23 protein-coding genes are annotated in these 24565 nt (G+C 70.1%); 8 read left to right on the forward strand and 15 right to left on the reverse strand.

Annotated features, from left to right (window positions below; genetic code table 11):
- Positions 1 to 6: 6 nt before the first annotated feature.
- Positions 7 to 933, reverse strand: coding sequence for a LysR family transcriptional regulator (locus AC07O4_RS14735; RefSeq protein ID WP_495304936.1), 927 nt, complete (start codon positions 931 to 933; stop codon positions 7 to 9).
- A gap of 48 nt (positions 934 to 981) precedes the next feature.
- On the opposite strand from AC07O4_RS14735, the gene AC07O4_RS14740 reads away from it, so the two are divergent.
- On the forward strand, positions 982 to 1506 hold the full coding sequence (locus AC07O4_RS14740; protein WP_495304937.1) for a GNAT family N-acetyltransferase: 525 nt from the start codon (positions 982 to 984) through the stop codon (positions 1504 to 1506).
- Complete coding sequence (locus tag AC07O4_RS14745) at positions 1493 to 2770, forward strand: MFS transporter (RefSeq protein WP_495304938.1); 1278 nt, start codon at positions 1493 to 1495, stop codon at positions 2768 to 2770. The genes AC07O4_RS14740 and AC07O4_RS14745 overlap by 14 nt, the downstream gene beginning before the upstream one ends.
- Here the strand turns inward: AC07O4_RS14745 and AC07O4_RS14750 are convergent.
- Positions 2740 to 3681, reverse strand: a complete 942-nt coding sequence (locus tag AC07O4_RS14750) for a nitrilase family protein (RefSeq protein WP_495304939.1) — start codon at positions 3679 to 3681, stop codon at positions 2740 to 2742. The two genes, AC07O4_RS14745 and AC07O4_RS14750, sit on opposite strands and share 31 nt — an antisense overlap.
- Positions 3682 to 3799: 118 nt before the next feature.
- Here AC07O4_RS14750 and AC07O4_RS14755 point away from each other — a divergent pair, with 118 nt between their 5' ends.
- Positions 3800 to 4258 (forward strand): winged helix-turn-helix transcriptional regulator, encoded by a 459-nt coding sequence (locus tag AC07O4_RS14755; protein WP_495304940.1) that lies wholly within the window; start codon positions 3800 to 3802, stop codon positions 4256 to 4258.
- Positions 4259 to 4271: 13 nt separating this feature from the next.
- On the opposite strand, the gene AC07O4_RS14760 is transcribed toward AC07O4_RS14755, so the two are convergent.
- The 5 genes from AC07O4_RS14760 to AC07O4_RS14780 form a co-directional block, all read right to left on the reverse strand.
- Positions 4272 to 5597 (reverse strand): OprD family outer membrane porin, encoded by a 1326-nt coding sequence (locus AC07O4_RS14760; RefSeq protein ID WP_495304941.1) that lies wholly within the window; start codon positions 5595 to 5597, stop codon positions 4272 to 4274.
- 10 nt (positions 5598 to 5607) lie between these two features.
- Positions 5608 to 6789, reverse strand: coding sequence for an acetyltransferase domain-containing protein (locus AC07O4_RS14765; RefSeq protein WP_495304942.1), 1182 nt, complete (start codon positions 6787 to 6789; stop codon positions 5608 to 5610).
- Between the two features lie 76 nt (positions 6790 to 6865).
- Positions 6866 to 8149 carry an AI-2E family transporter gene (locus tag AC07O4_RS14770; protein ID WP_495304943.1) on the reverse strand — a complete coding sequence of 428 codons (1284 nt, stop codon included), beginning with the start codon at positions 8147 to 8149 and terminating at the stop codon, positions 6866 to 6868.
- Positions 8146 to 8898 (reverse strand): LytR/AlgR family response regulator transcription factor, encoded by a 753-nt coding sequence (locus tag AC07O4_RS14775; protein ID WP_492681560.1) that lies wholly within the window; start codon positions 8896 to 8898, stop codon positions 8146 to 8148. The genes AC07O4_RS14770 and AC07O4_RS14775 overlap by 4 nt, the downstream gene beginning before the upstream one ends.
- Positions 8895 to 9968 carry a sensor histidine kinase gene (locus AC07O4_RS14780; protein WP_495305137.1) on the reverse strand — a complete coding sequence of 358 codons (1074 nt, stop codon included), beginning with the start codon at positions 9966 to 9968 and terminating at the stop codon, positions 8895 to 8897. Before AC07O4_RS14780 ends, AC07O4_RS14775 begins: the two co-directional genes overlap by 4 nt.
- A gap of 57 nt (positions 9969 to 10025) precedes the next feature.
- Between AC07O4_RS14780 and argH the strand changes: the two genes are divergently transcribed.
- Both argH and AC07O4_RS14790 read left to right on the forward strand, forming a co-directional pair.
- Entirely contained in the window at positions 10026 to 11423 is a 1398-nt protein-coding gene (argH, locus tag AC07O4_RS14785; RefSeq protein ID WP_495304944.1) for an argininosuccinate lyase, read from the forward strand.
- Positions 11424 to 11456: 33 nt separating this feature from the next.
- Entirely contained in the window at positions 11457 to 12935 is a 1479-nt protein-coding gene (locus AC07O4_RS14790) for a rhomboid family intramembrane serine protease (protein ID WP_495304945.1), read from the forward strand.
- A 45-nt stretch (positions 12936 to 12980) separates the two neighbouring features.
- On the opposite strand, the gene AC07O4_RS14795 is transcribed toward AC07O4_RS14790, so the two are convergent.
- The 6 genes from AC07O4_RS14795 to AC07O4_RS14820 all read right to left on the reverse strand — a co-directional run bounded on the left by AC07O4_RS14795 (position 12981) and on the right by AC07O4_RS14820 (position 20161).
- Positions 12981 to 14327 carry an MFS family transporter gene (locus tag AC07O4_RS14795; protein WP_159275605.1) on the reverse strand — a complete coding sequence of 449 codons (1347 nt, stop codon included), beginning with the start codon at positions 14325 to 14327 and terminating at the stop codon, positions 12981 to 12983.
- 428 nt (positions 14328 to 14755) lie between these two features.
- Complete coding sequence (locus AC07O4_RS14800; protein ID WP_101493265.1) at positions 14756 to 15376, reverse strand: response regulator transcription factor; 621 nt, start codon at positions 15374 to 15376, stop codon at positions 14756 to 14758.
- Positions 15373 to 17565 (reverse strand): ATP-binding protein, encoded by a 2193-nt coding sequence (locus AC07O4_RS14805; protein WP_495304946.1) that lies wholly within the window; start codon positions 17563 to 17565, stop codon positions 15373 to 15375. The genes AC07O4_RS14800 and AC07O4_RS14805 overlap by 4 nt, the downstream gene beginning before the upstream one ends.
- A gap of 71 nt (positions 17566 to 17636) precedes the next feature.
- Positions 17637 to 18938, reverse strand: a complete 1302-nt coding sequence (locus AC07O4_RS14810; RefSeq protein WP_495304947.1) for a hypothetical protein — start codon at positions 18936 to 18938, stop codon at positions 17637 to 17639.
- A gap of 25 nt (positions 18939 to 18963) precedes the next feature.
- Positions 18964 to 19503, reverse strand: a complete 540-nt coding sequence (locus tag AC07O4_RS14815) for a hypothetical protein (RefSeq protein ID WP_070062213.1) — start codon at positions 19501 to 19503, stop codon at positions 18964 to 18966.
- Positions 19504 to 19600: 97 nt separating this feature from the next.
- Entirely contained in the window at positions 19601 to 20161 is a 561-nt protein-coding gene (locus tag AC07O4_RS14820) for a DUF3455 domain-containing protein (RefSeq protein ID WP_495304948.1), read from the reverse strand.
- Positions 20162 to 20348: 187 nt separating this feature from the next.
- Here AC07O4_RS14820 and AC07O4_RS14825 point away from each other — a divergent pair, with 187 nt between their 5' ends.
- From AC07O4_RS14825 to AC07O4_RS14835, 3 genes are read left to right on the forward strand one after another with little or no spacing between them, the layout of a single operon-like run.
- Positions 20349 to 20924 carry an RNA polymerase sigma factor gene (locus AC07O4_RS14825; RefSeq protein ID WP_235944176.1) on the forward strand — a complete coding sequence of 192 codons (576 nt, stop codon included), beginning with the start codon at positions 20349 to 20351 and terminating at the stop codon, positions 20922 to 20924.
- 16 nt (positions 20925 to 20940) lie between these two features.
- Positions 20941 to 21693: an anti-sigma factor gene (locus AC07O4_RS14830; RefSeq protein ID WP_095949601.1), complete on the forward strand. Its 753-nt coding sequence runs from the start codon at positions 20941 to 20943 to the stop codon at positions 21691 to 21693.
- A gap of 46 nt (positions 21694 to 21739) precedes the next feature.
- Entirely contained in the window at positions 21740 to 22516 is a 777-nt protein-coding gene (locus tag AC07O4_RS14835) for an SGNH/GDSL hydrolase family protein (RefSeq protein WP_495304949.1), read from the forward strand.
- Here AC07O4_RS14835 and AC07O4_RS14840 read toward each other — a convergent pair whose 3' ends face one another.
- Positions 22517 to 23329 (reverse strand): hypothetical protein, encoded by an 813-nt coding sequence (locus tag AC07O4_RS14840; protein WP_495304950.1) that lies wholly within the window; start codon positions 23327 to 23329, stop codon positions 22517 to 22519. It lies immediately after the preceding gene.
- Between the two features lie 47 nt (positions 23330 to 23376).
- Positions 23377 to 24519 carry an OpgC domain-containing protein gene (opgC, locus tag AC07O4_RS14845; RefSeq protein ID WP_062474337.1) on the reverse strand — a complete coding sequence of 381 codons (1143 nt, stop codon included), beginning with the start codon at positions 24517 to 24519 and terminating at the stop codon, positions 23377 to 23379.
- Between the last annotated feature and the right edge of the window lie 46 nt (positions 24520 to 24565).

Below are 24565 nucleotides of genomic sequence, written 5' to 3' on the forward strand. Positions count from 1 at the left end.
GTACCTTCAACGGCGGCCGGGCTTCCTGCCGGCCGCCACGATCGCCTCGAGCACCGTGCGCAGCGCCTTGTTGAGCGGCTTGTCGCGACGGATCACCACCGCCAGCGTGCGGTGCATGCGCGGGGCCAGGCGGCTGGCCTTCAGCGCCGGATGGGCACCGCGCCCCGCCATCGACATGCCGGGCACCAGGCCGTAGCCCAGCCCCGCGGCCACCATCTCCTTCATCGCCTCGACGCTGCCCAGCTCCATCACGGGCTGCGGCTGCAGGCCCTCGGCCGCGAACCAGCGGTCGACCAGCTTGCGCGTGTTGGCCGCGGGCTCGAACAACACCAGCGGCAGCGTCGCGAGGTCGGCCGGTGTCACGCGGGCCTTGAGCGGCGCGAGGTCGGCGCGGCCGATGGCGACGAACTCGTCGTCGCACACCGGGATCACGCTCAGCGAGCGCCCCGCCGCTGGCAGCGTGACCAGCGCGAGGTCGATGCTGTTGTCTTCCACCTTGCGCACGTGCTCGTCGGTGTTGCCGGTGCTCACCACCACGCTGAGCGCGGGGAACGCCTCGCGCAACTGGCGCAATACGGCCGGCAGAAAGTACAGGCACGCCGTGGCGCCCGTGCCCAGCCGCACGCGGCCCGTGACGCCGCGCGCATGGTCGGCCACCGCGTCGACGGCGTTCTCGACCGCGGCCTCGATCTGCGGCACGTGACGCAGCAATTCCGCACCAGCCGGCGTGGCCCGCGCGCGCTTGCCGACACGCTCGATGAGCCGCACGGCCAGCCGTCGTTCGAGCTGGCGCACCTGCAGGCTCACGGCCGGCTGCGACAGGCCGAGCCGATCGGCCGCGGCGGAGAAGCTGCCGGTTTCGATCACCAGGCCGAAGGTGGCGAGTTGGTCGAGGTTGAGGTTTTTTTCCAAAGTATTCCTTATGCGCTGCATAGGTGAACCCAGCTTCACTTATAGCTCTCGCCTCGTCAAGATCGAGCCATGTCCTCCCCCACCCTTGCTTTCACCGCGCTAGACATCGCCGATGCCGAGCCCCACCACATGGCCCGCGTGCAGGCCATCTACAGCCACTACGTGCTGCACGACCTGTGCTCGTTCGAGGAAGAAGTGCCCCCCGTCGCGCAGATGCAGACGCGCCGCATCGACGTGCAGGAACGCGGCCTGCCCTACCTCGTGGCGCTGAAGGACGGCGAGGTGGCCGGCTACGCCTACGCCGCCCCCTACCGCGCGCGCTCGGCCTACCGGCACACGGTGGAAGACTCGATCTACGTCGCGCCCGACATGCACGGCCACGGCATCGGCACGGCGCTGCTGCAGGCGGTGATCCACCGCTGCACCGAGGCCGGCTTCACGCAGATGGTCGCGTGCATCGGGCACAGCGGCAACGCGGGCTCGCAGCGGCTGCATGCGCGCCTGGGCTTCGAGACGGTCGGCGTGCTGCGCCACGTCGGCTTCAAGTTCGGCCGGTGGGTCGACACCGTGCTGATGCAGCGTGCACTGCGCTGACCCCACCCCAGCGTCGCCGCGGCGCGGATGGCTCGCGCTGCTGTGCGCGAGCCGCCTGCTGCAGGGCATGATCGTCACGGCCTACTCGGGCGTGCTGCCGTTCATGCGCGACGATTGGCAGATGACGGCCGCGCAGGCCGGCTCGATCCAGAGCGCCTGGCACGTGGGCTACATGAGCTCGCTGTTCGCCGTGGGCCTGCTGGCCGACCGCTTTGGCCCGCACCGCATCTTCGCGGTCGGTGGCGTGATCGGCGCGGCCGCCTCGCTGGCCTTCGCCCTCTTCGCGCACGACCACCGCTCGGCGCTGCTGCTGTACGGCTTGGCGGGGCTGTGCGCAGGTGCCTCGTACACACCGGGACTGCAGCTGCTGTCGCTCAACGCCGGGCCGGCGGTGCGCGGGCGTGCCATGGGGCTCTTCCTCGGCGCGGCATCGATGGGCTATGCGTTGTCGCTCGCGGTGGTGGCGGGCTTCAGCGTGGTGGCGCACTGGCGCACCGGGCTGCTGGTGGCGGCGGGCTGCACGGTGATGGGCGTGCTGCTGGCCCAGCTCGCGCTGCGGCGCATGGCACCGCCTGCGCCACGGCTCGCCGGTGCGCCGCGCGAGGGCGTGCTGCAGGCGCTGAACGCGACCGTGCGCGACCGGCCCGCGATGGCCGGCAACTGGGCCTACGCCTTCCACTGCTGGGAACTCATGGCGCTGTGGGCCTGGCTGCCCGCCTACCTCATGGCCTCGTCCCGCGGCGGCGCGACCGCGTGGCCGGCCGCGGGCATCGCGCTGGCGGCGTTCGCGCACCTCGTGAGCGTGTTCGGCAGCGTGGTGGGCGGCGCGGCCTCCGACCGGCTGGGCCGCGCGCGCGTGATGATGATCGCCACCCTTGCGAGCCTGGCCCTGTCGTTCGCCTTCGGCTGGATGTGGACCTGGCCGCTGTGGGCGCTGGCCGCGATGGCGGCGCTGTACAACCTGCTGGCCATCGCCGATTCGTCGGTCTACTCGACCGCACTGGCCGACGTGGTGGCGCCGCACCGGCTCGGCGTGGCGTTCTCGGTGCGCTCGGTGATGGGCTTCGGCGCGGGCGCGCTCAGCCCTTGGGTGTTCGGGCTGGCGCTCGACTGGGGGCAGGCGCGGTTCGGCTTCGGCAGCACGTACGCGTGGGTGGCGGCGTGGAGCTCGGTCGGGCTCGGGGCGCTGCTCGGGCCGTGGATGATCGTGCGTTTTGCGCGGCTCAGCGCGAGTCAGCGCGGTAGGGCCACACCGCCCCGATAGCCCAGCATCGCGTCGTACAGATCGGTTCGCCGGTCGCGGTGCAGGTCGTTGAGCGGCGTCCAGATCGGCGCGGAGCGCGCGGCGCCCAGGTCGACGTCGGCATAGAGGATGGTCTCTTCCTCGGGCCCGGCGATGCGCCCCATCGGCCAGCCGTTCGTGCCCGCGATCAGCGAGTTGCCCATGAAGCCCGTGCCGCGCTCGCGGCCCACGCGGTCGGCGGTGGCGATGAAGACGTTGTTGGCGTGCGCGGCCGTCATCGTCAGGTAGGCCGCCATGCACACGCCGCTGGCGTCGTACAGCGGCGGCGGCGTCCAGACCCAGCCCGTGGGCACGCAAATGATGTCGGCGCCCTGCTGCGCCACGATGCGCGGCGCCTCGGGAAACCAGATGTCCCAGCACACGAGCAGGCCGATGCGGCCGATCTTCGTCTCGAACACCGGGTAGCCCTCGTTGCCGGGCGTGAACCACAGCTTCTCGTTGTTCCACAGGTGCGTCTTGCGGTAGCGGCCGATGTAGCCCTCGGGGCCGACGAGCACGGCGGTGTCGAACAGCTGCATGCCGTCCTGCTCGGCCAGGCAGCCGACGAGGTACACGCCGTGTTTTGCCGCGAACGCGACCCAGCCCTGCACGGTGGGGCCGTGCGGCACGGGCTCGGCGTGGGCGAAGGCCTCGGCGCGGCCGTTGAAGCAGTAGCCGGTGGTCGCCAGTTCGGGCAGCACGATGAGTTGCGCGCCGCCGGCCACCGCCGCTTCGAGTTGCGCGCGCACCGCGGCGGCGTTGCGCGCGAGGTTCTCGACGCCGACCTGCGGGTCGAACTGCACGACGGCCACGCGCACGGGGCTGGCGCGCAGGCCGGGTACGGCGTCGCCGCCGGAGGGAATGTCATGGGGAGCGGGGGTCGGGAGGGTCATGGCCATTTCAGGTTTCAAATTAAAACCATTCGGATGCTAGTCGCATCGGTTTTAATTTGCAACCAATCCAGCGCTACGGTCTAATCCCGCCATCCCAGGGACGCACAGGAAACACACGATGGCCAGGAGAAAAAGTCTGAGGTTCGACGCTTGCCCGATGGCGCGCGCGCTCGAGATCGTCGGCGACCAGTGGTCGCTGCTGATCGTGCGCGACGCCTTCGACGGCATGCGGCGCTTCGGCGAGTTCCAGCAGAGCCTGGGCGTGGCCAAGAACATCCTGGCCGACCGGCTGAAGTGGCTGGTGCAGGAAGGCGTGTTCGACCTCGTACCGGCCTCGGACGGCTCGCTCTACCAGGAGTACGCGCTGACGGCCAAGGGCCGCGGCCTGTTCCCCGTGGTGGTCGGCCTGCGGCACTGGGGCGAGGCGAACCTGTTCGCGCCCGGCGAGCCGCATTCGGTGCTGCTGGAGCGCGAGAACGGTGAGCCGGTAGCGCCGATCGACCTGCGCACGCGCGACGGCCAGCCGCTCGACCCCACCGCGACCTTCGTGAAGAAGCTGCCCGTCACGGCCCCCTGACAGCGCCGCCCGCTCAGTCGTTGCCGATCGGGTACTCCAGCGCGACGCGGATCTGGCGCGTGTTGAGTTCGGCCTGCGCCTTGTTGTTGCGGTGCTCGCCGTAGCGCAGCAGAAAGGCCAGGCCCTTGGCGCTGCCTTGCTGGACCGTGTAGCGCAGCCAGAGGTCGCGCTCCCAGTGCCGGCCGCCCTGCCCGTAGCCCAGCCATGCGTAGCCTCCGCTCGGCGGCACCCGGCTGCCGTCGATGCCACTGCCGCGGATGTAGGCCGCGCCCAGGCTCAACCCGGGTGCGCCCCAACGCGCGGCATCCACTTCGTACCGCAGCTGCCACGACCGCTCATGCGGCGCGTTGAAGTCGGACAGCTGCGCTGCATTGCCGAGCCAGACGGCGCCGCGCGTCACGTAGTCGAACGGCGTGTCGCCCGCGACCTTCTGCCAGCCCAGGCCCAGGCGGTGGGGGCCGTGGGCGTAGCTGGTCATGAGGCTCGCGGTGGTGTTGTCCACCGGGCCGGCCAGCGCGCGGCCCGTGTCCTTGCTGCGGTACACCTGCAGGTCGAAGGACAGCGCACGCTTCTCCGGGAGCGGCACCGTGTAGTGGGCGCCCAGGTAGCCCGTGCGCCAGGTGTCCTTCAGGCGTGCGACATAGGCCGTGAGCGACAGCGAAGCGCTGCCCTTCCAGGTGCCGCCGGCAAAGTCGAACACGTCGCCACGCGGTGACTTCGGGTCGAGGTAATTGACGATCAACGGGTGGTTCGTGCCGCGCGCATGGCGGTCGGTCGACCCGGTGAAGCGGCCGGCCTGCAGCGTGAGCGTGTCGAACTCGCGGCTCGTCAGCAGCCAGCCGCGCATGGTCTCGGGCAGCAGGCGGGAATCGGACGCGCTGAAGACCGGCGTCTTGACGCGTTGCTCGCCCACCGTCAGCACGGTGGCGGAGATGCGCGCCTTCAGCGCCACGCCGCCGCGCGCGATGCCGTCCTGCGCGTAGCCCGCGCCGTCCACCGGCAGCATGCGGATCTTGCCGACGCGCAGATCGTCGCCGTCGAGGCTGCGCGCGAGCGAGGCATGCGCGTCCACGCCGAAGCCGATCCAGCCCGGGGTGAAGCCCGACGCGAGGGTGCCCATGACACCGTAGCCCCACTCCTGCGCGTAGTCGCTGCGCCGCGCCTTCGGCAGCGTGGCGTTGCGCCCGCCGTTGCTGCGGTCGCCGTGCAGGTAGCTCCGGTGCTCGTACACGCTGCGCTGGAGCACGTGCCAGCGCGTGTCCTCGACGAAGCCGCCACCTTCGGCCGCGAGGGCGGACGTGCCCAGCATCGCGAGGGCCGCGCCGCAGACCCGCTTCATCGCCGGCCCTTCACAGGTACTTGAGCCACGCGATGTCGCGGCGGCGCGCCTTCAGAGCGGCAAAGGCGCGCACGGCGGGGTACAGCGCGAAGGCCAGCACGCCGGTGGTGAGCCACACCATCCAGACACTGTCGAACCCGAAGAGCCGGCCCTGGTTGGGGCCCCAGACCGCCTCGGCCCCCAGGTAGAGGAACTTGAGCACGTACAGGTGCAGCACATAGAAGAACATGGGCGCCGCGCCGAACACGGCCAGCGGTGCGAGCCAGGGCGCGCCCTGCCGGCGCTCGAACAGGCGCAGCAGCCACAGCCCCACGCCGAGCGTCAGCGCGATGAACAGCAAGGACGGCGGGTACTTCGTGACGTTGAGGAAGGCCATCACGGTCGTCAGCGCGCTGTCGCCTGCTGCCCAGGGCTTGTCGCCGTAGGCATCGAGTGCGCGCAGCGCCACGAAGCCAATGAGCAGGCCCACGGCCCATGCGAGCAGCCGCCGCTGGCGCTGCGGCGCATCGGCGCCGGGCAGGAACCACGGCCCGGTGACATAGCCCAGCGCGATGATGCCGATCCACGGCAGCAGCGGGTACGACGTGCGCAGCCTCAAGGCGTCGGACAGCTCGATCCAGCCCCGGTCGTGCAGCACGGCCCAAGGCACATGCAGCACATGGCCGACGGGAAAGTGCACGCCGTCGAGCAGGTTGTGCCCCGCCACCAGCACCACACCCAACACGACCAGCGCCCGGCGCGGCAGCCACACCAGCGCCGACAACGCCAGCATCGACAGCCCGATCACCCAGATCACCTGCAGGAACATCGTCGCCGGCGGGAACTGGAAGGTCCAGGCAAAGTTGACGACCGTGACCTCCAGCAGCACGAGGAACAGACCCCGTTTCCACAGGAACGAGGACGCCGCCGCGCGGCCGTCCGCCTGCTTCGCACCGTAGAGAAAGGCCGACAGCCCGGTCAGGAACACGAACACCGGCGCGCACAGGTGCGCCAGCAGGCGGCCGAAGAACAGCGCCGGCGGCGTCTGCGCCACGAGCATCGGGTCGGGCACCTGGTGGTGCAGGTAGAAGGTCTCGCGCACGTGGTCCAGCAGCATGAACAGGATCACGAGGCCGCGCAGCGCGTCGATGGAGAGCAGCCGGGCCGGGGCGCCGGCCCCGGGTGGCAAGGAAGCGGATGAAACGTCGGGCATTTGATTATTGCGAATTGATTCGCAATAATTTACAGCATCGGACGATGCACCCTCCTGAAGGGGTTGAAGGGCCGGTTTATTCGCCCAGCAGTTCGCCGATGGGCTGCAGGTCTTCCACCCGGTCGCAGATCGACTTGATGACCATGGTGATCGGGATGCCCAGCAGCAGCCCCCAGATGCCCCACAGCCAGCCCCAAAAGATCACGCCCACGAACACCGCCACCGGGTTCATGCGGCTGGTGCGACTGGTGAGCCAGGGCATCAGCAGGTTGCCCACCACCGTGTGGATGGCCAGCGACACGCCGCCCACCAGCAGCGCCATCTCGATGCTGCTGAACTGCAGGAAGGCCACGAGCCCCGCCGCCACCAGCACGATCACCGAGCCGATGTAGGGAATGAGGTTGGTCACGGCCGCGATGATTCCCCACACGGCCGCGTTCTCCACGCCGAGCAGCCAGAACGCCAGGCCGGTGGTCAGCCCCACCAACCCGCTCACCAAAATCTGCACCAGCAGGTAGCGTTCGATGTTGCGCGTGATGTCGTCCAGCACGTGCACCGTGACCTTCTTCTTCTGCAGGCTGGGCCCGGTGATCTTGATGAGCTTGCGCCGGAAGGTGTCGCCCGAGCACAGCGCGAAGTAGGTGAGGAAGGCCACCAGCGTGAGCTGCCCCAAGGCGTTGAGCAGGCCGACGGTGCCGCTGAGCAGGTAGTCGCGCACGTTGAAGCCCGGCCGCTCGATCACGACGCGCGCCACGCCCTTGCGCGAGGCGACGCGCGCGGAGTTTTCCTCGGCCGCCTTCTCGAGCTGCGCGGCGGCCTGCTGCACGCTGTCCAGCGGGGTGGCGCTGGCGTTCTTGTCGCGGCGCATGGCCTGGCCGAGTTTTTGCGCGGCGACCGGCAGCGAGTCGAGCAGTTGCGAGGCGCTGCCCGAGAGCGAATAGCCCGTCCACCCGAGCCCGCCGAACAGGCCCAGCAGGATCGCCGCCGCGCCGATCCAGCGCGGCACGTACCAGCGGTGCAGGCGCTCGACCAACGGCGACAGCGCGTAGTTCAGCAGCAGGCTCAGCATCAGCGGCACGAACACGGCCTGGCCCCAGCGCAGCGCGAAGACGCTGGCGAGCACGGCCAGCACCACGAGCGAGGCGCTGCGCACGTCGACCGGCATGTGCAGCACGAAGCGCCTGCGCAAGGCGGAGGTGGCCTCTTCGGCGGTCGCGCTCGCCTCGACCGGCGCAGCGGGCTCGACGGGTTCGACCGGCGGCGGCGGCGCCGGAGCGGGTGCAGGCGCAGGCGGCGGCTCATCCGCAGCCACCGGCCGTTCAGGCGCCGGCTTCGGGCCGGCCGGGGTGTCGTCGGTCATCGCGATTCCTTCAGCATCTCGCGCACTGCGGCCAGCTGGCGGCGCGACACCGCCACGGGCTCGGGCACCGAGTCCAGCCGCAGCGCCCAGCCATCAGCGTCCTCGCCGTCGTCGTAGCGCTCGAGCGCGCGGATGGCCGAGCGCGCCACCAGCGCGTTGCGGTGCACGCGCAGGAAGCGGTTCGGGTAGCGCTCCTCGAAATCGTTGAGCGAGCCGTCGAGGATGTGGCTGCGCGTGGCGGTGCGCACCGTGAGGTACTTGTATTCGGACTTGAGGTACAGCACCTCGGACAGCGGCACGCGCTCGGCGCGGCCCCGGTCCTGGATCAGCACGCACTCGGGCGTGGCCTCGGGGGCCGGCTGGGCGGCGCGGCGCTCTTTCAGGAAGCGTTCGACCTTCTGCAGCGCCTGCTGCAGCCGCTCGGCGCGCACGGGCTTGGTGAGGTAGTCGACCGCTTCCAGCTCGAAGGCCGTGACCGCGTGGCTGGCGTGCGCCGTCACGAACACCACGGCCGGCGCGTCGGGCCGGTGGCGCAGCGCGCGCGCCACCTCGATGCCGTCGACGCCGGGCATGTGCACGTCGAGCAGCACCAGGTCCAGGTCCATCGCGGCCAGGTGGGCCAGCGCCTCTTCGCCCTGCGCAGCCTCGGCCGTCACCTCGGCGGCGGGCGAGGTGCAGTCGCGCAGCAGCGTGCGCAGGCGCGAGCGGGCCAGGGCTTCGTCGTCAACGATCAGGGTCTTGAGGCTCATGATTCGGCGGGAATGGCAATGCGTACGCGGTAGTTCTTCTGGTCCATGCCGGCGCTGAACTGCATCTGCATGTCGTGCAGCAGGCGCAGCCGCTCGCGCACGTTGTCCAGGGCGATGCCGTGGCCGCGCGGCAGCGGCTCGTCGGCCCAGCGCAGCGGCGGCAGGCTGTTGACCACCTCGATCACGACCATGCCGCCGCGCCGCTCGGTGCGGATGCGCAGCTTGCCGCCCTCGGGGCTGGGCTCCACGCCGTGCTTGATGGCGTTCTCGACCAGCGGCTGCAGCAGCAGCGGCGGCAGGCGCGCGTCGCTGGCGGCGGCATCGAGGTCCCAGCGGATGCGCAGGCGCTCGCCGAAGCGCACCTGCTCGATGGCCAGGTAGCGCTCGGCCAGCGCGATCTCGTCGGCCAGCGTGCCCGATTCGCCGGGCACGGTGAGCGCCTGGCGGAACAGCTCGGCCAGGTCTTCGAGCATGGTCTCGGCCTTGGCCGGCTCCTCGCGCACCAGCGCGATGGCGCTGTTGAGCGTGTTGAACAAAAAGTGCGGGCGGATGCGCGACTGCAGCTCTTCGAGCCGGGCCGTGGTGGCGGCCGGCGTCTGGCCGCGCGCGCGCAGCACCATCGCCGCCATCACCAGCCCCGCGAACAGGCCGCCGGCCAGCGCACTGGCCAGCCAGGGGGCGCTGGCGATCACGCCGGTCAGGCGCAGCAGGCCGCAGCCGTACAGCGAGGCCACGGCGCCCAGCACGGCGCCCGCGGCGTACTGGCCCGGGGGCGGCAGGCGCCGCAATTGCTTCTTGAGCCCACAGGCCGCCACCAGCCACAGCAGCGTGGCGGGCAGCGCGCCGCCGGTGACCGTGGCCGCCTGCACCAGCCATTCGCCGAAGGTGCCGACCACGAACAGCGTGGCCACCGCCACCACCGCTTCGACGAACACCACGGTGCGCAGCACCACGCCGATCTGGCAGGCGTCGAACAGCGCCGGGCCGCCGCGCACGGGCGCGCGCACGCGTTCCGGCGACGAAGCGGACGTGGAGGGGGAGCTGGCCGATAAAATCGCCGGGTTGCGCATCGCAGACATCAGATCCATCGGGTGACCAACCCATTATTGCCTTCCTGGACGGCTCCCATGACCCAAAACCAACTCGACAAGAAATCCGAAGCCTGGTCGGCCCTGTTCTCCGAACCGATGAGCGACCTGGTGAAGCGCTACACCTCCAGCGTCTTCTTCGACAAGCGCCTGTGGCAGGCCGACATCGAGGGCTCGCTGGCGCACGCCGGCATGCTCGCGGCCCAGGGCATCATCAGCGTGCAGGACCACGCCGCCATCGAGCGCGGCATGACGCAGATCCGCGGCGAGATCGAGGCCGGCAGCTTCGAATGGAAGCTCGACCTCGAGGACGTGCACCTGAACATCGAGGCCCGCCTGACCCAACTGGTCGGCGACGCCGGCAAGCGCCTGCACACCGGCCGCAGCCGCAACGACCAGGTCGCCACCGACGTGCGCCTGTGGCTGCGCGGCGAAATCGACCTCATCGGCGACCTGCTGGTCGAGCTGCAGAAGGCGCTGGTCGACATCGCCGAGAAGAACGTCGAGGTGATCCTGCCCGGCTTCACCCACCTGCAGGTGGCCCAGCCCGTGAGCTTCGGCCACCACATGCTGGCCTACGTGGAAATGTTCAGCCGCGACGCCGAGCGCATGGGCGAGGTGCGCAAGCGCGTCAACCGCCTGCCGCTGGGCGCCGCCGCCCTGGCCGGCACCAGCTACCCACTGGACCGCGAGCTCGTGGCGCGCACCCTGAAGATGGACAGCGTCTGCCAGAACAGCCTGGACGCCGTGAGCGACCGCGACTTCGCGATCGAGTTCACCGCCGCCGCCAGCCTGTGCATGGTGCACGTGAGCCGCCTGAGCGAAGAACTCATCATCTGGATGAGCCAGAACTTCGGCTTCATCAACATCGCCGACCGCTTCACCACCGGCTCGTCGATCATGCCGCAGAAGAAGAACCCCGACGTGCCCGAGCTGGCGCGCGGCAAGACCGGCCGCGTGGTCGGCCACCTGATGGCGCTCATCACGCTCATGAAGGGCCAGCCGCTGGCCTACAACAAGGACAACCAGGAAGACAAGGAGCCGCTGTTCGACACCGTCGACACGCTCAAGGACACCCTGCGCATCTTTGCCGAGATGATCGGCGGCATCACCGTGAAGCCGCAGGCCATGGAAGCCGCCGCGCTGCGCGGCTACGCCACCGCCACCGACCTGGCCGACTACCTCGTGAAGAAGGGCCTGCCCTTCCGCGACGCGCACGAAACCGTGGCCCACGCCGTGAAGGCCGCCACCTCGCACCAGGTCGACCTGTCGGAGCTGCCGCTGTCGGTGCTGCAGCAGTTCAACCCGAACATCGAGAAGGACGTGTACGACGTGCTGAGCCTGCGCGGCTCGCTCAACGCCCGCAACGTGCTGGGCGGCACCGCGCCCGTGCAGGTGAAAGCACAGGTCGCCCGCCACCGCGCGCGCCTGGGCTGAAGCCCGCGGCCACGCCACCGAGGGCCGCGCTTCATGTTCTACGCCATCCCGCTCGAAAACAAGCCGAGCTGGCGCAACCCGCCGTGGATGACGGTGCTGCTGATCCTCCTGAACATGCTCGTGTTCTGGGGGCCGCAGCGCAGCGAAGAGAACGGCCGCGAGCGCGCGGCGCAGTTCTACGTGCAGAGCGTGCTGCCCGAACTGGAGCTGCCGCCCTTCGTCGAGTGGCTCGAAAAGACCGACCCCAAGCGCGGCAAGCTGGCGCGCCGCATGCTGGCCCATGAAGAGGCCTACCCGCAGCTGCTCGAAGGCCTGCAAAACGACCAGCCCTTTCTGAAAAAGCTGCGCGCCGACCAGGTCGTGACGCCCGCGAACCCGCGCTTCGACGAATGGCAGCGCGACCGCCGCCAGTACGAGGCGATGCTGCCCGCGCCGTTCACCGCGCGCTGGTCGCAGGACTACGGCAAGGACGCCGAATTCAAACCCTGGACCTGGCTCACCGCCACCTTCCTGCACGGCAGCACGGGCCACCTGCTGGGCAACATGCTGTTCCTCTTCCTGTTCGGCTTCTCTGTCGAGCTGGCGCTGGGGCGCGGCACCTACCTGAGCTTCTACCTGCTGGGCGGCGTGGGCTCCGCGCTGCTGGCCGGCTGGGCCTACGCGGGCAAGGGCGGCTACGGGCTGGGGGCCTCGGGCGCGATCTCGGCGCTGATGGGCATGTACGCCGTGATGTACCGGCTGCGGCGCATCCGCTTTTTCTACCAACTGTTCTTCTATTTCAACTACGTCACGGCGCCCGCCCTGCTCTTGCTGCCGGCCTGGATCGCCAACGAGCTGGTGCAGCACTGGATCGGCGGCCAGGGCATCGCCTACATGGCCCACCTGGGCGGCCTGCTGACGGGCGCCGCGCTGATGGCCGGCGCCATGTGGCTGGGCCGCGTGAAGACGCCCGAGACCGTGAAGTCGGAAATGGTGACCGACGACCACCGCTTCGACCAGCACGTGGCCGCCGCGCGCAAGCTGTCGGCGGCCATGAAGTTCGAGCCCGCCTGCGCCGAATGGCGCGCCGCGGCCGCCCTGCGCCCCGGCGACACCGACACGCTGCGCGCCTGGTTCCACACCGCGCGCCTGCAGCCCGCGAGCGACGACTTCCACCAGGCCGCGCGCCGCATCTTCCGCCTGCCCGCCACCGACGCCGACACCCTGGCGCTGCAGCACGCCAGCTTCACGACCTACCTCGACCAGGCCAAACCCGGCGTGCGCCTGAAGCCCGACGACATGGCCCGGCTGGCGCGCCGCTTCGCGCGCATCCGCCAGTTCGGCGACGCCGACAAGCTCTGCCGCATCCTGCTGAAGACCGCGCCCGACCACCCCGAGCTGGCCGACACGCTCTCGGTGTGCGCCAACGGCCTGCTGCATGCGGGCGAACGCGATCGCGCCCTGGGCCTGCTGCCGCACCTGCTGCGGCTGGCGCCCAACGACATGGTCACGCGCGCGTTGCAGCGCACGTAAAAAACCCGGCGCGAGGCCGGGTTCATTGATGAAGCACCGCTGCGCTTACTTGTCGTTGTGCAGGTAGGTGGCCTGCTTCGGCAGCAGCAGGCTGACCAGGAAGGCCACGCCCATCATCGCCGTCACGTACCAGTAGAAATACGACTCGTGGCCGATCGACTTCAGGCCCAGCGCCACGTACTCGGCGCTGCCGCCGAAGATGGCGTTGCCCACCGCGTACGACAGGCCCACGCCCAGCGCGCGCACTTCGGGCGGGAACATCTCGGCCTTCACGATGCCGCTGATCGAGGTGTAGAAGCTCACCACCGCCAGCGCCAGCGTGATCAGCACGCCGGCCATCAGCGGGCTGCTCACGCTTTGCAGGTTGCTCAGCACGGGCACCGTCATCAGCGCGCCCAGGGCGCCGAACAGCAGCATGTTGCTGCGACGGCCGATGCGGTCCGACAGCGCGCCGAACAGCGGCTGCATGCACATGTACAGGAACAGGCACGCCGTCATCACGTTGCTGGCGGTCTTGATCGACATGCCGGCCGAGTTCACCAGGTACTTCTGCATGTAGGTGGTGAAGGTGTAGAAGATCAGCGAGCCGCCGGCCGTGTAGCCCAGCACCACGAGGAAGGCGCGCTTGTGGTGCTTGAACAGCTCGGCGACGCTGCCGGCGCCCTTGGCAGCGCGGGTCTTGGTGCTGGCCGTTTCGGTCAGCGTGCGGCGCAGCATCAGCGCCACGACGGCGGCCAGGGCACCCAGCACGAAGGGAATGCGCCAGCCCCAGGCCTTGAGCTCGGCCTCGGTGAGCAGCTGCTGCAGCACCACCACGGCCACCACGGCCAGCAGCTGGCCGCCGATCAGCGTGACGTACTGGAACGACGAGAAGAAGCCGCGCTGGCCGCGCATCGCCACTTCGCTCATGTAGGTGGCGGTGGTGCCGTATTCGCCGCCGACCGACAGGCCCTGCAGCAGGCGCGCGGCCAGCAGCAGCGCGGGCGCCCAGGCGCCGATCTGCGCGTAGGTGGGCAGGCAGGCAATGACCAGCGAGCCCACGCACATCATGACGACCGAGGTCACCATCGACGTCTTGCGGCCCTTGCGGTCGGCCAGCCGGCCGAACAGCCAGCCGCCGATCGGGCGCATCAGGAAGCCGGCGGCAAACACGCCGGCGGTGTTCAGCAGCTGGACCGTCGGGTCCGACTTGGGGAAGAACGAGGGCGCGAAGTAGATCGCGCAGAAGGCGTAGACGTAGAAGTCGAACCACTCCACCAGGTTGCCGGACGAGGCGGCAAAGATGGCGAAGATGCGCTTGCGCTTTTCCTCGAAGGTGTAGGGGGTGGTGTCGCGGGTCGCGTCCGGGATGGAAGCGCCGGCGCTCGTGCTGCTGCTGGCAATGGCGGTCATGCGGGGGGTCCTTGTCTCTGGCTGCAGCCCCCGCGAAGCCCGCGGAAAGCCGTGCCGGGGAGTCTGGTCCGCCGGGGGCACGCTGTCGTCCGTAGGGCCCCCGCCGCGGGACTGCGTACCGGTACGCAGGGGTAAACCCTAAGTTCTAGCCAGAAGTTGGGGCGCCTTCAGGGCGACGCTCCCGCCGACGGGGCACCTTGCTCCGCGAATGTCCCCCGGGCTTCGCCCTCCTCCTTGATTTCGCTGCGCAAGGCACCCCATCGGCGTGAGCGTGTTCAGTGCAGTCGTTGATCGGCTGAGCACCCACAGCGTGCCCTGTGCCCAGGACACCGGGTGCTTCCCGCAGCGAAATCAAGGAGGAGGCCGCAGGCCGGGGGACATTCGCGGAGGGAAGTACCCGGTGGCCTGGGCACGCGCCCCGAACAAACCTACAGCCCGTGCTCGCGCAGGAAGCGATCCAGCTCCAGGCTGCTCGAAAAGCCCAGCTTCGCGAACATGTGCGCCCGGTGCGTTTCCACCGTGCGCAGCTCCAGCGGCGCCAGCTCCTGCGCGATGCGCTTGTTGGGCAGGCCTTCGGCCACGAGCCGGGCGACCTGCATCTCGCGCGGCGTGAGCTTGGCCCACAGCGCCTGCGCGGCCTGCCGGGCCTGGCGGCGCACGGCAACCTCTTCGGCCTTCTGCAACGCCTTGGCGATGCTGTCGAGCAGGCGCTCGTCGTTGCAGGGTTTTTCCAGCCAGCCGAAGGCGCCGTTCTGCACCGCCTCGACCGCCATCGGGATGTCGCCGTGCCCGGACAGGAAGATCACGACCAGCGGGCTGTCCTGCGCGCGCAGCGCGTCGAACACCTGCAGCCCGCTCATGCCTTCCATGCGCAGGTCGAGGATGGCGCAGCCCGGGCGCTGCAGGTCGGCGCCGGCCAGGAAGGCCTCGCCCGAGGCAAAGGCCTGCACCGCATGGCCGCGCGACAGCAGCAGCAGGCCCAGGGAGCGGCGCACGGCCTCGTCGTCGTCGACGACGCACAGGTGGTTGGCAAGCAGGGGTGCGTTCACGGGGAAGCCTCCAGTTCGAGAGTGAAGACCGTGCCGCCGCCAGGCCGATCGGTAAACGACAGCCGGCCGCGGTGGGCCTCCACGATGGTGCGGCAGATGTTCAGGCCCAGCCCGAGCCCGCCGGCCTTGGTGGTGAAGAAGGGCGCGAAGACCTGCTCGGCCAGCGCGGCGTCGATGCCCGGGCCGTGGTCGGCGATGCGGATGTGCACGCGGCCTTCGCGCAGTTCGGCCTCGACCTCGACCACGCGCCGCTCGGGCGGCGTGCCCTGCTGCATCGCCTGCAGGCTGTTGGACAGCAGGTTCAGCAGCACTTGTTCGAGCAGCACGCGATCGCCGCGCACCGGCGGCAGCGCGGGCGGAATGCGCACCTCGGCGCGCACCTGCCGCTGGCGCATCTCGCCCTGCAGCAGCGCCAGCGCATTGCTCACCAGCGCGGCCACGGCGCAGTCTTCGGTGCCGGCGGTGCGCTGGCGCACGAAGCCGCGGATGCGCCGCACGATCTCGGCGCTGCGCTTGGCCTGCGCCACGGTCTCGTCGAGGCTGCTGGCCAGGAGCGGCTGGTTGCCCTGCGCGGCGAAGGCCTTGGCGGCGCTGGCGAAGTTGCTCAGCGCCATCAGCGGCTGGTTGAGTTCGTGCGCCAGCGTGGACGCCATCTCGCCCAGGCTGGCCAGGCGCTGCGCGTGCTGCAGCTGCTCGTCGTTCTGGCGCTGGCGCAGCTCGGCGCGCTTCTGCTCGGTGATGTCGACCACCGAGCTCATCCAGCCGCTGTGGCGGCCGTCGGCGTCGATGAGCCGCGCGGTGTAGACCATGGTGATGACCTCGTGCCCGTCGCGGTGCCGCAGGCGCGACTCGAAGCCCGAGCGCGCGGGCTGCCCGCTCATCATGGCCTCGTAGTGGAACCAGTGCTGCGTCACGTCGTCGGGGTGCCAGTAGGGGTACGGCGGCAGCCGCCCCAGCAGCTCGTCGGCGCCGTAGCCGGTCATCTCGCAGAAGGCCGGGTTGACGTAGATGATGCGGCCCTGCAGGTCGCGCGCGCGCATGCCGACCAGCAGCGAGTCTTCCATCGCCTTGCGAAAGGCGTGGGCCTGGTCCAGCTCGTGGGTGCGCTCGCGCACGCGCAGCTCCAGGTCGCGCCGCGCGTCGCGCTGCTCGGCGAAGCGGCGCTCGCGCAGCCGCCAGTACAGCGCGCCCAGCAGCAGCACGCCGGCGCCCAGCAGGCCGAGCATCCAGGTGCGCTCGCGCGCGCGGGTGACTTCGGCGTGGTCGGCCATCACCGTCAGGGTCCAGCCCAGGTCGGGCAAGGGCTCGTCGACGGCGAGAAAACGGCGCGCCTTGCCGCCGACCGTGGTGCGCACCAGGTAGCCCGGCGCCCCCTCGATGTGCTCGACGCGCCAGGGCAGTGGCGCGAAGCGGGTGCGCGCGCCGTACTGCTGGTCGTGCTCGATGCCGGCCAGGTCGGCGGGGCTCAGCGCGCGCGTGGCCTGGTACATCCAGCCCGGCACCGAACTCAGGAACACGATGCCGCGCGCGTCGGTCAGCAGGATCGGATCGCGCACGAAAGCCCAGGCGTCGTGCAGCTGGCGCAGGCTGACCTTGACGGTGACCACGCCCAGCACCTCGCCGCCGCCCTCGGCGCGCACCGGTGCCGACATGAACAGCCCCGGCTCGCCCGTGGTCTGGCCCACGCCGTAGAACAGGCCGCGCCGCCCGGCCCGCGCATCGAGAAAGTACGGCCGGTTGGCGTACGACTCGCCCACGAAGCTCTGCGGCGTGGCCCAGTTGCTCGCGGCCAGCGTGAGGCCCTGCGGGTCGGTGAGGTACAGCGCGTCGGAGCCCGCGAGGCGGTTCACTTCCTCGATGTGGTGATTGGCGCGCTGCCGCGCGGCGGGGTCCTGCGGATGGGCCAGCACGGCGAGCACGTCGGGGTGCATGCCGGCGGTGAACGGCAGGTAGCCGTACTTGCCGGCGGCGTCGCGCAGGCCGAGCACGTGCACCTCCATGGCGCGGCGGATCGAGTCGGCCTGGAAGTTCGCCTCGCGCCGCGCGGCCCACTGGCCGGCCACGGCGATCAGCAGCAGCGCCAGCGCGACGGCGCCCGCCCAGGCCACCAGTGCGCGGCGGCGGGAACGCGCCGGCGATGCAGAAGAAGAGGAAGCAGGAAGGGACGGTTCGGGCGAAAGGGGCGGCATGGGAGGCAGGTCCGCAGGTCCGGCCGGCGCGGCGTGCGGAATTTTGCCCTGATCCGCGGGCCGGCTCCCTCTCAGGCCGCCGGCCGCAGCAGCCAGCGCACTTCCTGCGTCTGTTCGCTCTCGGGGTAGCGGGCCTCGAGCGTCGTGAGGATCGGCTGCGCCATGTCCGCGCGGCCCAGCCCCTGCACCAGCGCGCGGGCCGCGAGTTCGTAGGCCTGCGGGATCGCCGCGTGGCCGCGGAAGCGCTTGTCGAAGCCCGACAGCAGCGCCAGCGTGCCGTGCGCGTCGCCGCCGCGCCATTCGGCGCGCGCCATCGCGATGACCATCGCCGGGTCGTCGATCACGAAGGTCTTGTCGATGGCGCGGCAGGCCTTGAAGACCTTCAGCGCGTCCGATGCCAGGTCGCGCCGCATCAAGAGCGGAATGAAGCGGCGCGCGTGGTCGAACAGCGTGTCCTTCTTGTCGGGCATGAGCGCCAGCACGCGGTGGTAGCGGCGCTGCGCGGCCAGGTCGTCGGCGTCGGCGGTGCGCTGCGCCTCGTAGGCAATGCCGAGCGCGGCAGGCAGGTCGCCGTCGGTGATGCACTGCGCCACCTCGGCGTCGGTGCGCTGCGCGGCGATCTGCGCGGGCGTGCGGCGGTCGACCGGGGCGCCGATGTCCGCGCCCGCGCCGGGCACGAGGTCGATGCCGAAGGCGTCGTGGTGCTGGTACATCACGTAGCCCAAGAGGCTGGCCATCACCCAGCCGAAGTAGATGAACGCGAAGTTGACGATCGGCAGCACGATGCGCCCGTCGAACACCGGCAGCACCATCGAGATCGCCACCTGCGCGCCCGTGCTCAACAGGAACAAAAAGAAGCACAGCAGCGCATAAGGCCAGCCGATGGTGCGCATCGCGTCCATCACGTAGCCCGGGTTCATGGCCTGGAAGAAGCTGCCCGACTGCACCAGCACGATCACCGCGGCCGGGAAGGTGAAGGACATGATGAACAGCCCCACCGTGCCCAGCACCGGCTCGTACCACGCGAGCCAGCCGATGAGCATCGTCTGCACCAGCGAAATGGCGAAGAGCTTCCACGGCAGGTAGGTCCACTCGTCGCTCGATTCGCGCCCGAAGTCCGCCGAGTCGCGGATGCCGCGCGCGCCCAGCGCAATGACCTTGAAGCCGTAGCGGCTGGCCGCCAGGATGATGCCGACCTCGATGACGACGAAGGCCAGCGCATCGGGCAGGAAGAACACGGCCTCGAACAGCAGGCTGCAGAACGACAGCACCAGGCCGTAGGCCAGCGGCCGCAGCTGGAGCGGAAAGGCGAAGAAGCTGTTCAGGCGGTGCCAGAACGGCGGGGGCGGCGGCAGGGAGTCGCGGTCGATCATGGCGGGGCCTGGGGTGCTGATGCGGCTACTTGCGGAAGAAGTCGCTCTGGCTCATCGCGCCCGCGCCGCCCAGGCGCACCACGGTGACGCCGTTGGAATGCACGAGGCGCATCTGGCCGAGTTCGCGCTCCAGGCGCTGGGTGAAACTGCTCTTGTACTGCAGCACCGACTCGCCCATCTTCAGCACGCTGGTGCCCGTGACGGTGGCGCTCTTGCGGTCGGTGGCCACCTCGATGCTGTCGATGTGGTAGTCGTACTCGATGGTGAGGATGCCGCCCATGCGGTCGCCGACGGTGCGAAACAGCTCGATGTTTTCCTTCACCGTGTCGCAGGCTTCGTCGCGGTTCTGGGTGGTCTCGAGGGTGCGGCCCATGGCCGTGACCTTGCTCTCGATCACCGCCTTGCGGCTGAGTTGCTTGCAGATCGCCTCGGCGTCGCGCGAGTACACGGCGTGGGCGTCCTTCCGGTAGTAGTCGCGCACCATCGCCTCGTCGAGCTTGCGGCCGCCGACAAAGAAGAACCACGCGCCCACGCAGAGCGCGATCACGATCGCAATTTGCTTCATTCCCGCCCCCGCGCGCACGCGGTCCCGCTCCGTTTTGCGGCGCAGTATACGTTGCCGAATGTTTCCAAACGGCGGCGGGATGAGGGCGCTTAACGCGTCAGCTGGCGCGATAGAAGATGTAGTCGGCCTGGTACTTCACGACCTGTTTCTGGCCCAGGTTCGTGGCGCCGCAGGCGGCGGCGGGCGCCACGCCGCCCTGCGTGGCGACGCGCTGGATGTAGCTCACGCCCTGCATGGCGCCCATGCCGGTGGCGGGGTTGGCCTTCACCAATTGGTGGGGAATGTTGCCGCTGCCGTTCGGCGCCACCGCCACCTGCGTGGCCGTGAGCTTCGAGCCGTCCAGGTTCTCCCAGGTGGCGGGCGGGCCGTAGTACTTGCCGACCTGCTTGCCGGCGCGGTCCATCAGCTTGGCGTCGGGGCCGACGAAGACCCATTCGTGCGCGCCCGGCGCGTTGGCCTTGGCGCGGCACTCGTAGGTGATGTCGCCCGCGCCCACGGTTTCCATGGCCACGCGGTGGCCGGCGGGCACCTTCACGGCGTCGGGCAGGCTGGCCTGCGAGAACATCGGCAGGGGCTTGGCGCCCATGCCGGAACAGGCGGCCAGGCCAAGCGCCGCTGCGGTGGTGGAAGCCAGGACGGTCAGGGTGCGGATGTGCATGGTCGTTTCCTCGGTGTCGGATCGGTGGTGAAAAAGAAAGAGCCGCCGTCTGGAGTTCTGCATGTCGGCGCCCCCCTGCCCCCTGTACGCAGCCCGAGGGCTGTTGGATTCAGACCGGTCGCGCTGAATCCGCCCGCACCGCCGGGCCGTACCTCGGACATGCGCACCGATGCCCCACAATCCGCGAATGACAGCCCCCAGCCCCGACGCCGAACTGATGGCGCTGATCGACCGGATCGGCCATCGCGACGAAGCCGCCCTGCGACAGCTGTACGACCGCACCGCGCCCCGCCTCATGGGGCTGGCGATGCGGGTGGTGCGCCAGCGCGAATGGGCCGAAGACGTGCTGCAGGAGTCCTTCCTCACCATCTGGCGCGTGGCTGGCGACTACCGCGCCTCGCTGAGTCCGCCGCTGGCCTGGCTGGGGCTCATCGTGCGCAGCCGCTCGCTCGACCTGCTGCGCCGCCGCACCGCCGACCGCGCCCAGCTCACCCAGGAGTTCGACGAGCTGATGGCCGACACCTTCGAATCCGACACGCCCAACCCGGCCGACATGGCCGATGCGAGCGAGCAGGCCTGGGCGCTGCACCAGTGCCTGAGCCAGCTCGAGGGCCGCCAGCGCGAGGTGGTCAGCCTGGCCTACCTGCGCGAGATGAGCCACGGCGAACTGGCCGAACAGCTCAAGCTGCCGCTGGGCACCGTGAAGACCTGGATCCGGCGCGGGCTCGAGAAGCTGCGCACCTGCATGGGCCGCTTCGCCTGACCACGAGACCCGCCCCATGAACCTCCTTGCCCACCCCGAACTGCTCGAACTGCTGGCCGCCAGCCATGCGCTGGGCACGCTGCGCGGCGGCGCCCGCCGCCGCTTCGAAACCCTGGCGCGCGAGCAGGCGCCCGTGCGCGCCGCCGCGCTGGTCTGGCAGGGCCGGCTGGCCGGCATGACCGAGCTGCAGCAGCCCGTCGCGCCCGACCCGGCCGTCTGGACCCGCATCCGCAACCTGATCGACGCCGAGCAGGCGCAACAGGCCCTCGAACGGCAGCGCGACAACGCCGCGCCCATTGCGTCTGCATCGACGGGCGGCTGGCTGCGCAGCCTCGCGCTGTGGCGCGGCGCCGCCGCAGCGGGCGCGCTCGTGGCCGTGCTGGCCGTGGGCGTGGGCCTGAACCTGCGCGAGCAGCTGATCAACGCGCCCGCCGTGCAGTACGTGGCCGTGCTGTCCGACGACAAGGCCGCCGCCTCCATGCTCGTGACCTTCGACCCGAAGAAGAAGCAGCTCGTGCTGCAGCGCGTGGGCAGCTTCCGCGAAGGCGCCGACAAGTCGCTGCAGCTGTGGGCCCTGCCACCCGGCGGCGCGCCGCGCTCGCTCGGCGTGCTGGACAATGCACCGGCGCTGCGGCTGGCCGCCTCGGAATCCGATGTGCGCGTGCCGGCGCTGGCGATCAGCCTGGAGCCCAAGGGCGGCGTGCCGAGCGCGGGCGGCCCGACCGGGCCGGTGCTGTTCCATGGCCCGCTGATCGAAAAAACGCTCTGACCCTGTCCTGAATTTCTCCGCTTCCGTTCTCTTTCCGATGCCTTCGATGAAATCCGCGCTGGCGGCCACCGCCGCCCTGCTGCTGGCAACCGCCGCCTTCACCGCCCAGGCCCAGACCGCGGCCGCCGCCTTCCCCTACGAAGCCGACGGCGCCGCGGCCGCCGACACCGCCCCCGCGTACCTCGCCGCCAAGGCCCGCTGGCACAACGAACTGGCCGCCTTCGCGCGTGCCGACCAGGAGCGCTTTCCGGCGCCGGGCGGCGTCGTGTTCGTGGGCAGCTCCACGGTGCGCATGTGGACCCGCCTGTCTCAGGATTTTTCCCGCGTGCCGGGCGGCATCGTCAACCGCGGCTTCGGCGGCTCGACGCTGGCCGACTGCGCCCTGTTCGCGCGCGACCTCGTGGTGCGCTACAAGCCCCGGCAGGTGGTGCTCTACGCGGGCGACAACGACCTGGCCGAGGGCCGCACGCCGCTGCAGGTGCTGGACAGCTTCGCGCGCTTTGCCAACACGGTGCGCGCCGAGCTGCCCGACGCGCGCATCAGCTTCATCTCGGTCAAGCCCAGCCCGTCGCGCGAGCAGCTCATGCCGCAGATCCGCGAGACCAACCACGTGATCTCGGCCTACCTGAACCTGCTGCCCAACAGCGAGTACATCGACATCCACACGCCGATGCTCGGTGCGGACGGCCGCCCGCGCCCCGAACTGTTCCGCGGCGACCGGCTGCACCTGACGGACGAGGGCTACCGGCTGTGGCAGTCGGTGGTGGCGCCGCACCTGCCGATGCCGCCTGCGGCGCCAGTTGCGCCGACCAACGCGCCCTGATCAGGGCGGCGGCAGCAGGTCCTGGTATTCGGGGAGCGTGAGCAGCTCCAGGTCGGGGAACTTGCGCACCGCCTCCTTGATGTTCTTCAGCGTCTGCACCATGCGCGCGCGCACCGTCTTGCGCACCCAGGCCTGGTCGTCGGGCGAGAGGCTGGCCAGGTAGTAGGCGCCCGGCACGCAGCCGTGCAGGAAGTTCTCGGCCCTGGCCTTGGCCTCGTTGAGCCGCTTCGCGTGGACCTGGGCGATCACCTGCGTCAGGTCGGCGCCCGGCGAGGCCTTGCGCGCCGTGTTCAATTCGCTCATCACGGGACCGTCGCTATCGAACGACGCGGGGTGGCAGTGGACCCATGACAGGAACATCCGGTCGGCCGCCGATTGGCGGTCTGTCCCGTCGAAGTCGATGCTTCCGCCCAGATGTTTCGCCGCAGCGGCGTGGCCATGCTCAGCGGCCAGCCAGCGCCATTGCAGGCTCTCGCTTCGACCGGCACCGCGCCTGAGAAAGACCGCGAGAGATTCATAGGCCGGCGTATAGCCTTCCGCCGCCGCCGAGCGGAGGTCTTCCATCGCGCGGGCACGGGTCGCGGCATCGACCTCCACGCCCATCATGAGCGCCGAGCCGCGGAACACGCGGCCGAACGGAGTGCCGCTGTCGGCCAGCGTGATTTCGCAGGCCGATGGGTTGGCGGCGCCGTAGCAATCCAGCCGCCGTTGCACGTCCTGTTGCGCTGCTTGCGGCAAGGCCGCCTGCGCCGCCGCGCCCCACGCCAGCACGCAGGCCGCCAGTGCACGTCTCCAAAGCACGGAATCGATCATCGCCCTCCCCCTCTTCTCAAAAAACGAGCGGCGCTCCCTACAGACACCTACGCCGGCGCAGGCTCCGAAGGCACGTCGTCCGCCGGCGGCGGCACGTCGGCGCCGCGCGTGAAGCGTGCCACGAAGTACATCCCCGCGAACACCGCCGCCAGCAGCAGCCCGTCGCCCCACCAGGGCCGCGCCATCTGGTTGTCGCCGTAGAAGGCCAGCACCAGCAGCACCGCCACGAGGTGCGCGCAGAACACCGGCAGCGAGGCCGAGCCCATGGCCTCGAGCCAGTGCAGGCGCGGGATCTTGCGCATGAGCCAGGGCCCGAAGCGCACCGCCAGGATGCCCAGCGCCACCAGGTTCACGATCCGCAGCGGGCCGAGCTGCCACTTGTCGAACAGCAGGTTCATTTCCACATCGCCGCCGAACGGCGCCTGGCCGTTGATGCCGGTGTGGCGCCAGTAGAAGCCGTACAGCGCGATGCCCGCCGCCAGCACCAGCAGCCAGGCCGGAAAGCGCAGTGGCCGGGCCTCGGGCGCGTTGCGGCTGGCGCCCAGGCACAGGCCGGCGAACCACAGGAACTGCCAGGCGTAGGTGTTGAAGGCGCCCATCTCGTGGAACGGCACCGGCACGCCGAGGTAACGCACCGCCAGTCCGTAGACCCATTCGCTGAGCCCGAACTGCGCCATCGCCCAGACCGTGGCGCTGGCCACCATCACGAGCGTCCAGCCGTGGCGCATGGCGAAGGCCAGCACCCACGGGCTCATGAGCATGAAGAAGATGTACATCGGCAGGATGTCCAGCAGCGGCGGCTCGTAGATCAGCAGCAGCCCGAACAGGAAGCCGTCGCGCGGCTCGGCCAGGTAGTACGACACGAGGTTCTTGACCGCCGGCTGGTCGATGTGCACGCCGAGCGCGGCGATCACGGTGAACAAGAACAGCAGGATCGCCGCCTGGCACAGGTAGACCTTGAGCACGCGCCGCCAGAAGGCCTGGCGCATCGAGTCGACGCCGCGCACATGGCCGATGCGGCTGTAGACCAGCCCCGCCACGAAGGCCGACAGCAGCACGAAGCCCTCGGCGGCCGACACGAAGCCGAAAGGCTGACCCAGTGGATCGGTCAGCCGCGTGGGCAGGTGGGTGACGGTCATCAGCACGAGCATCAGCCCGCGCAAGGCGTCTATTTCCCAGTAGCGTTTCATTCGGTCGGCGGCGAGGTCTTGGTGGCGGTCTGCGCAGCGCACGCAC

Source organism: Variovorax sp. GW821-FHT09D04, from assembly GCF_059416405.1.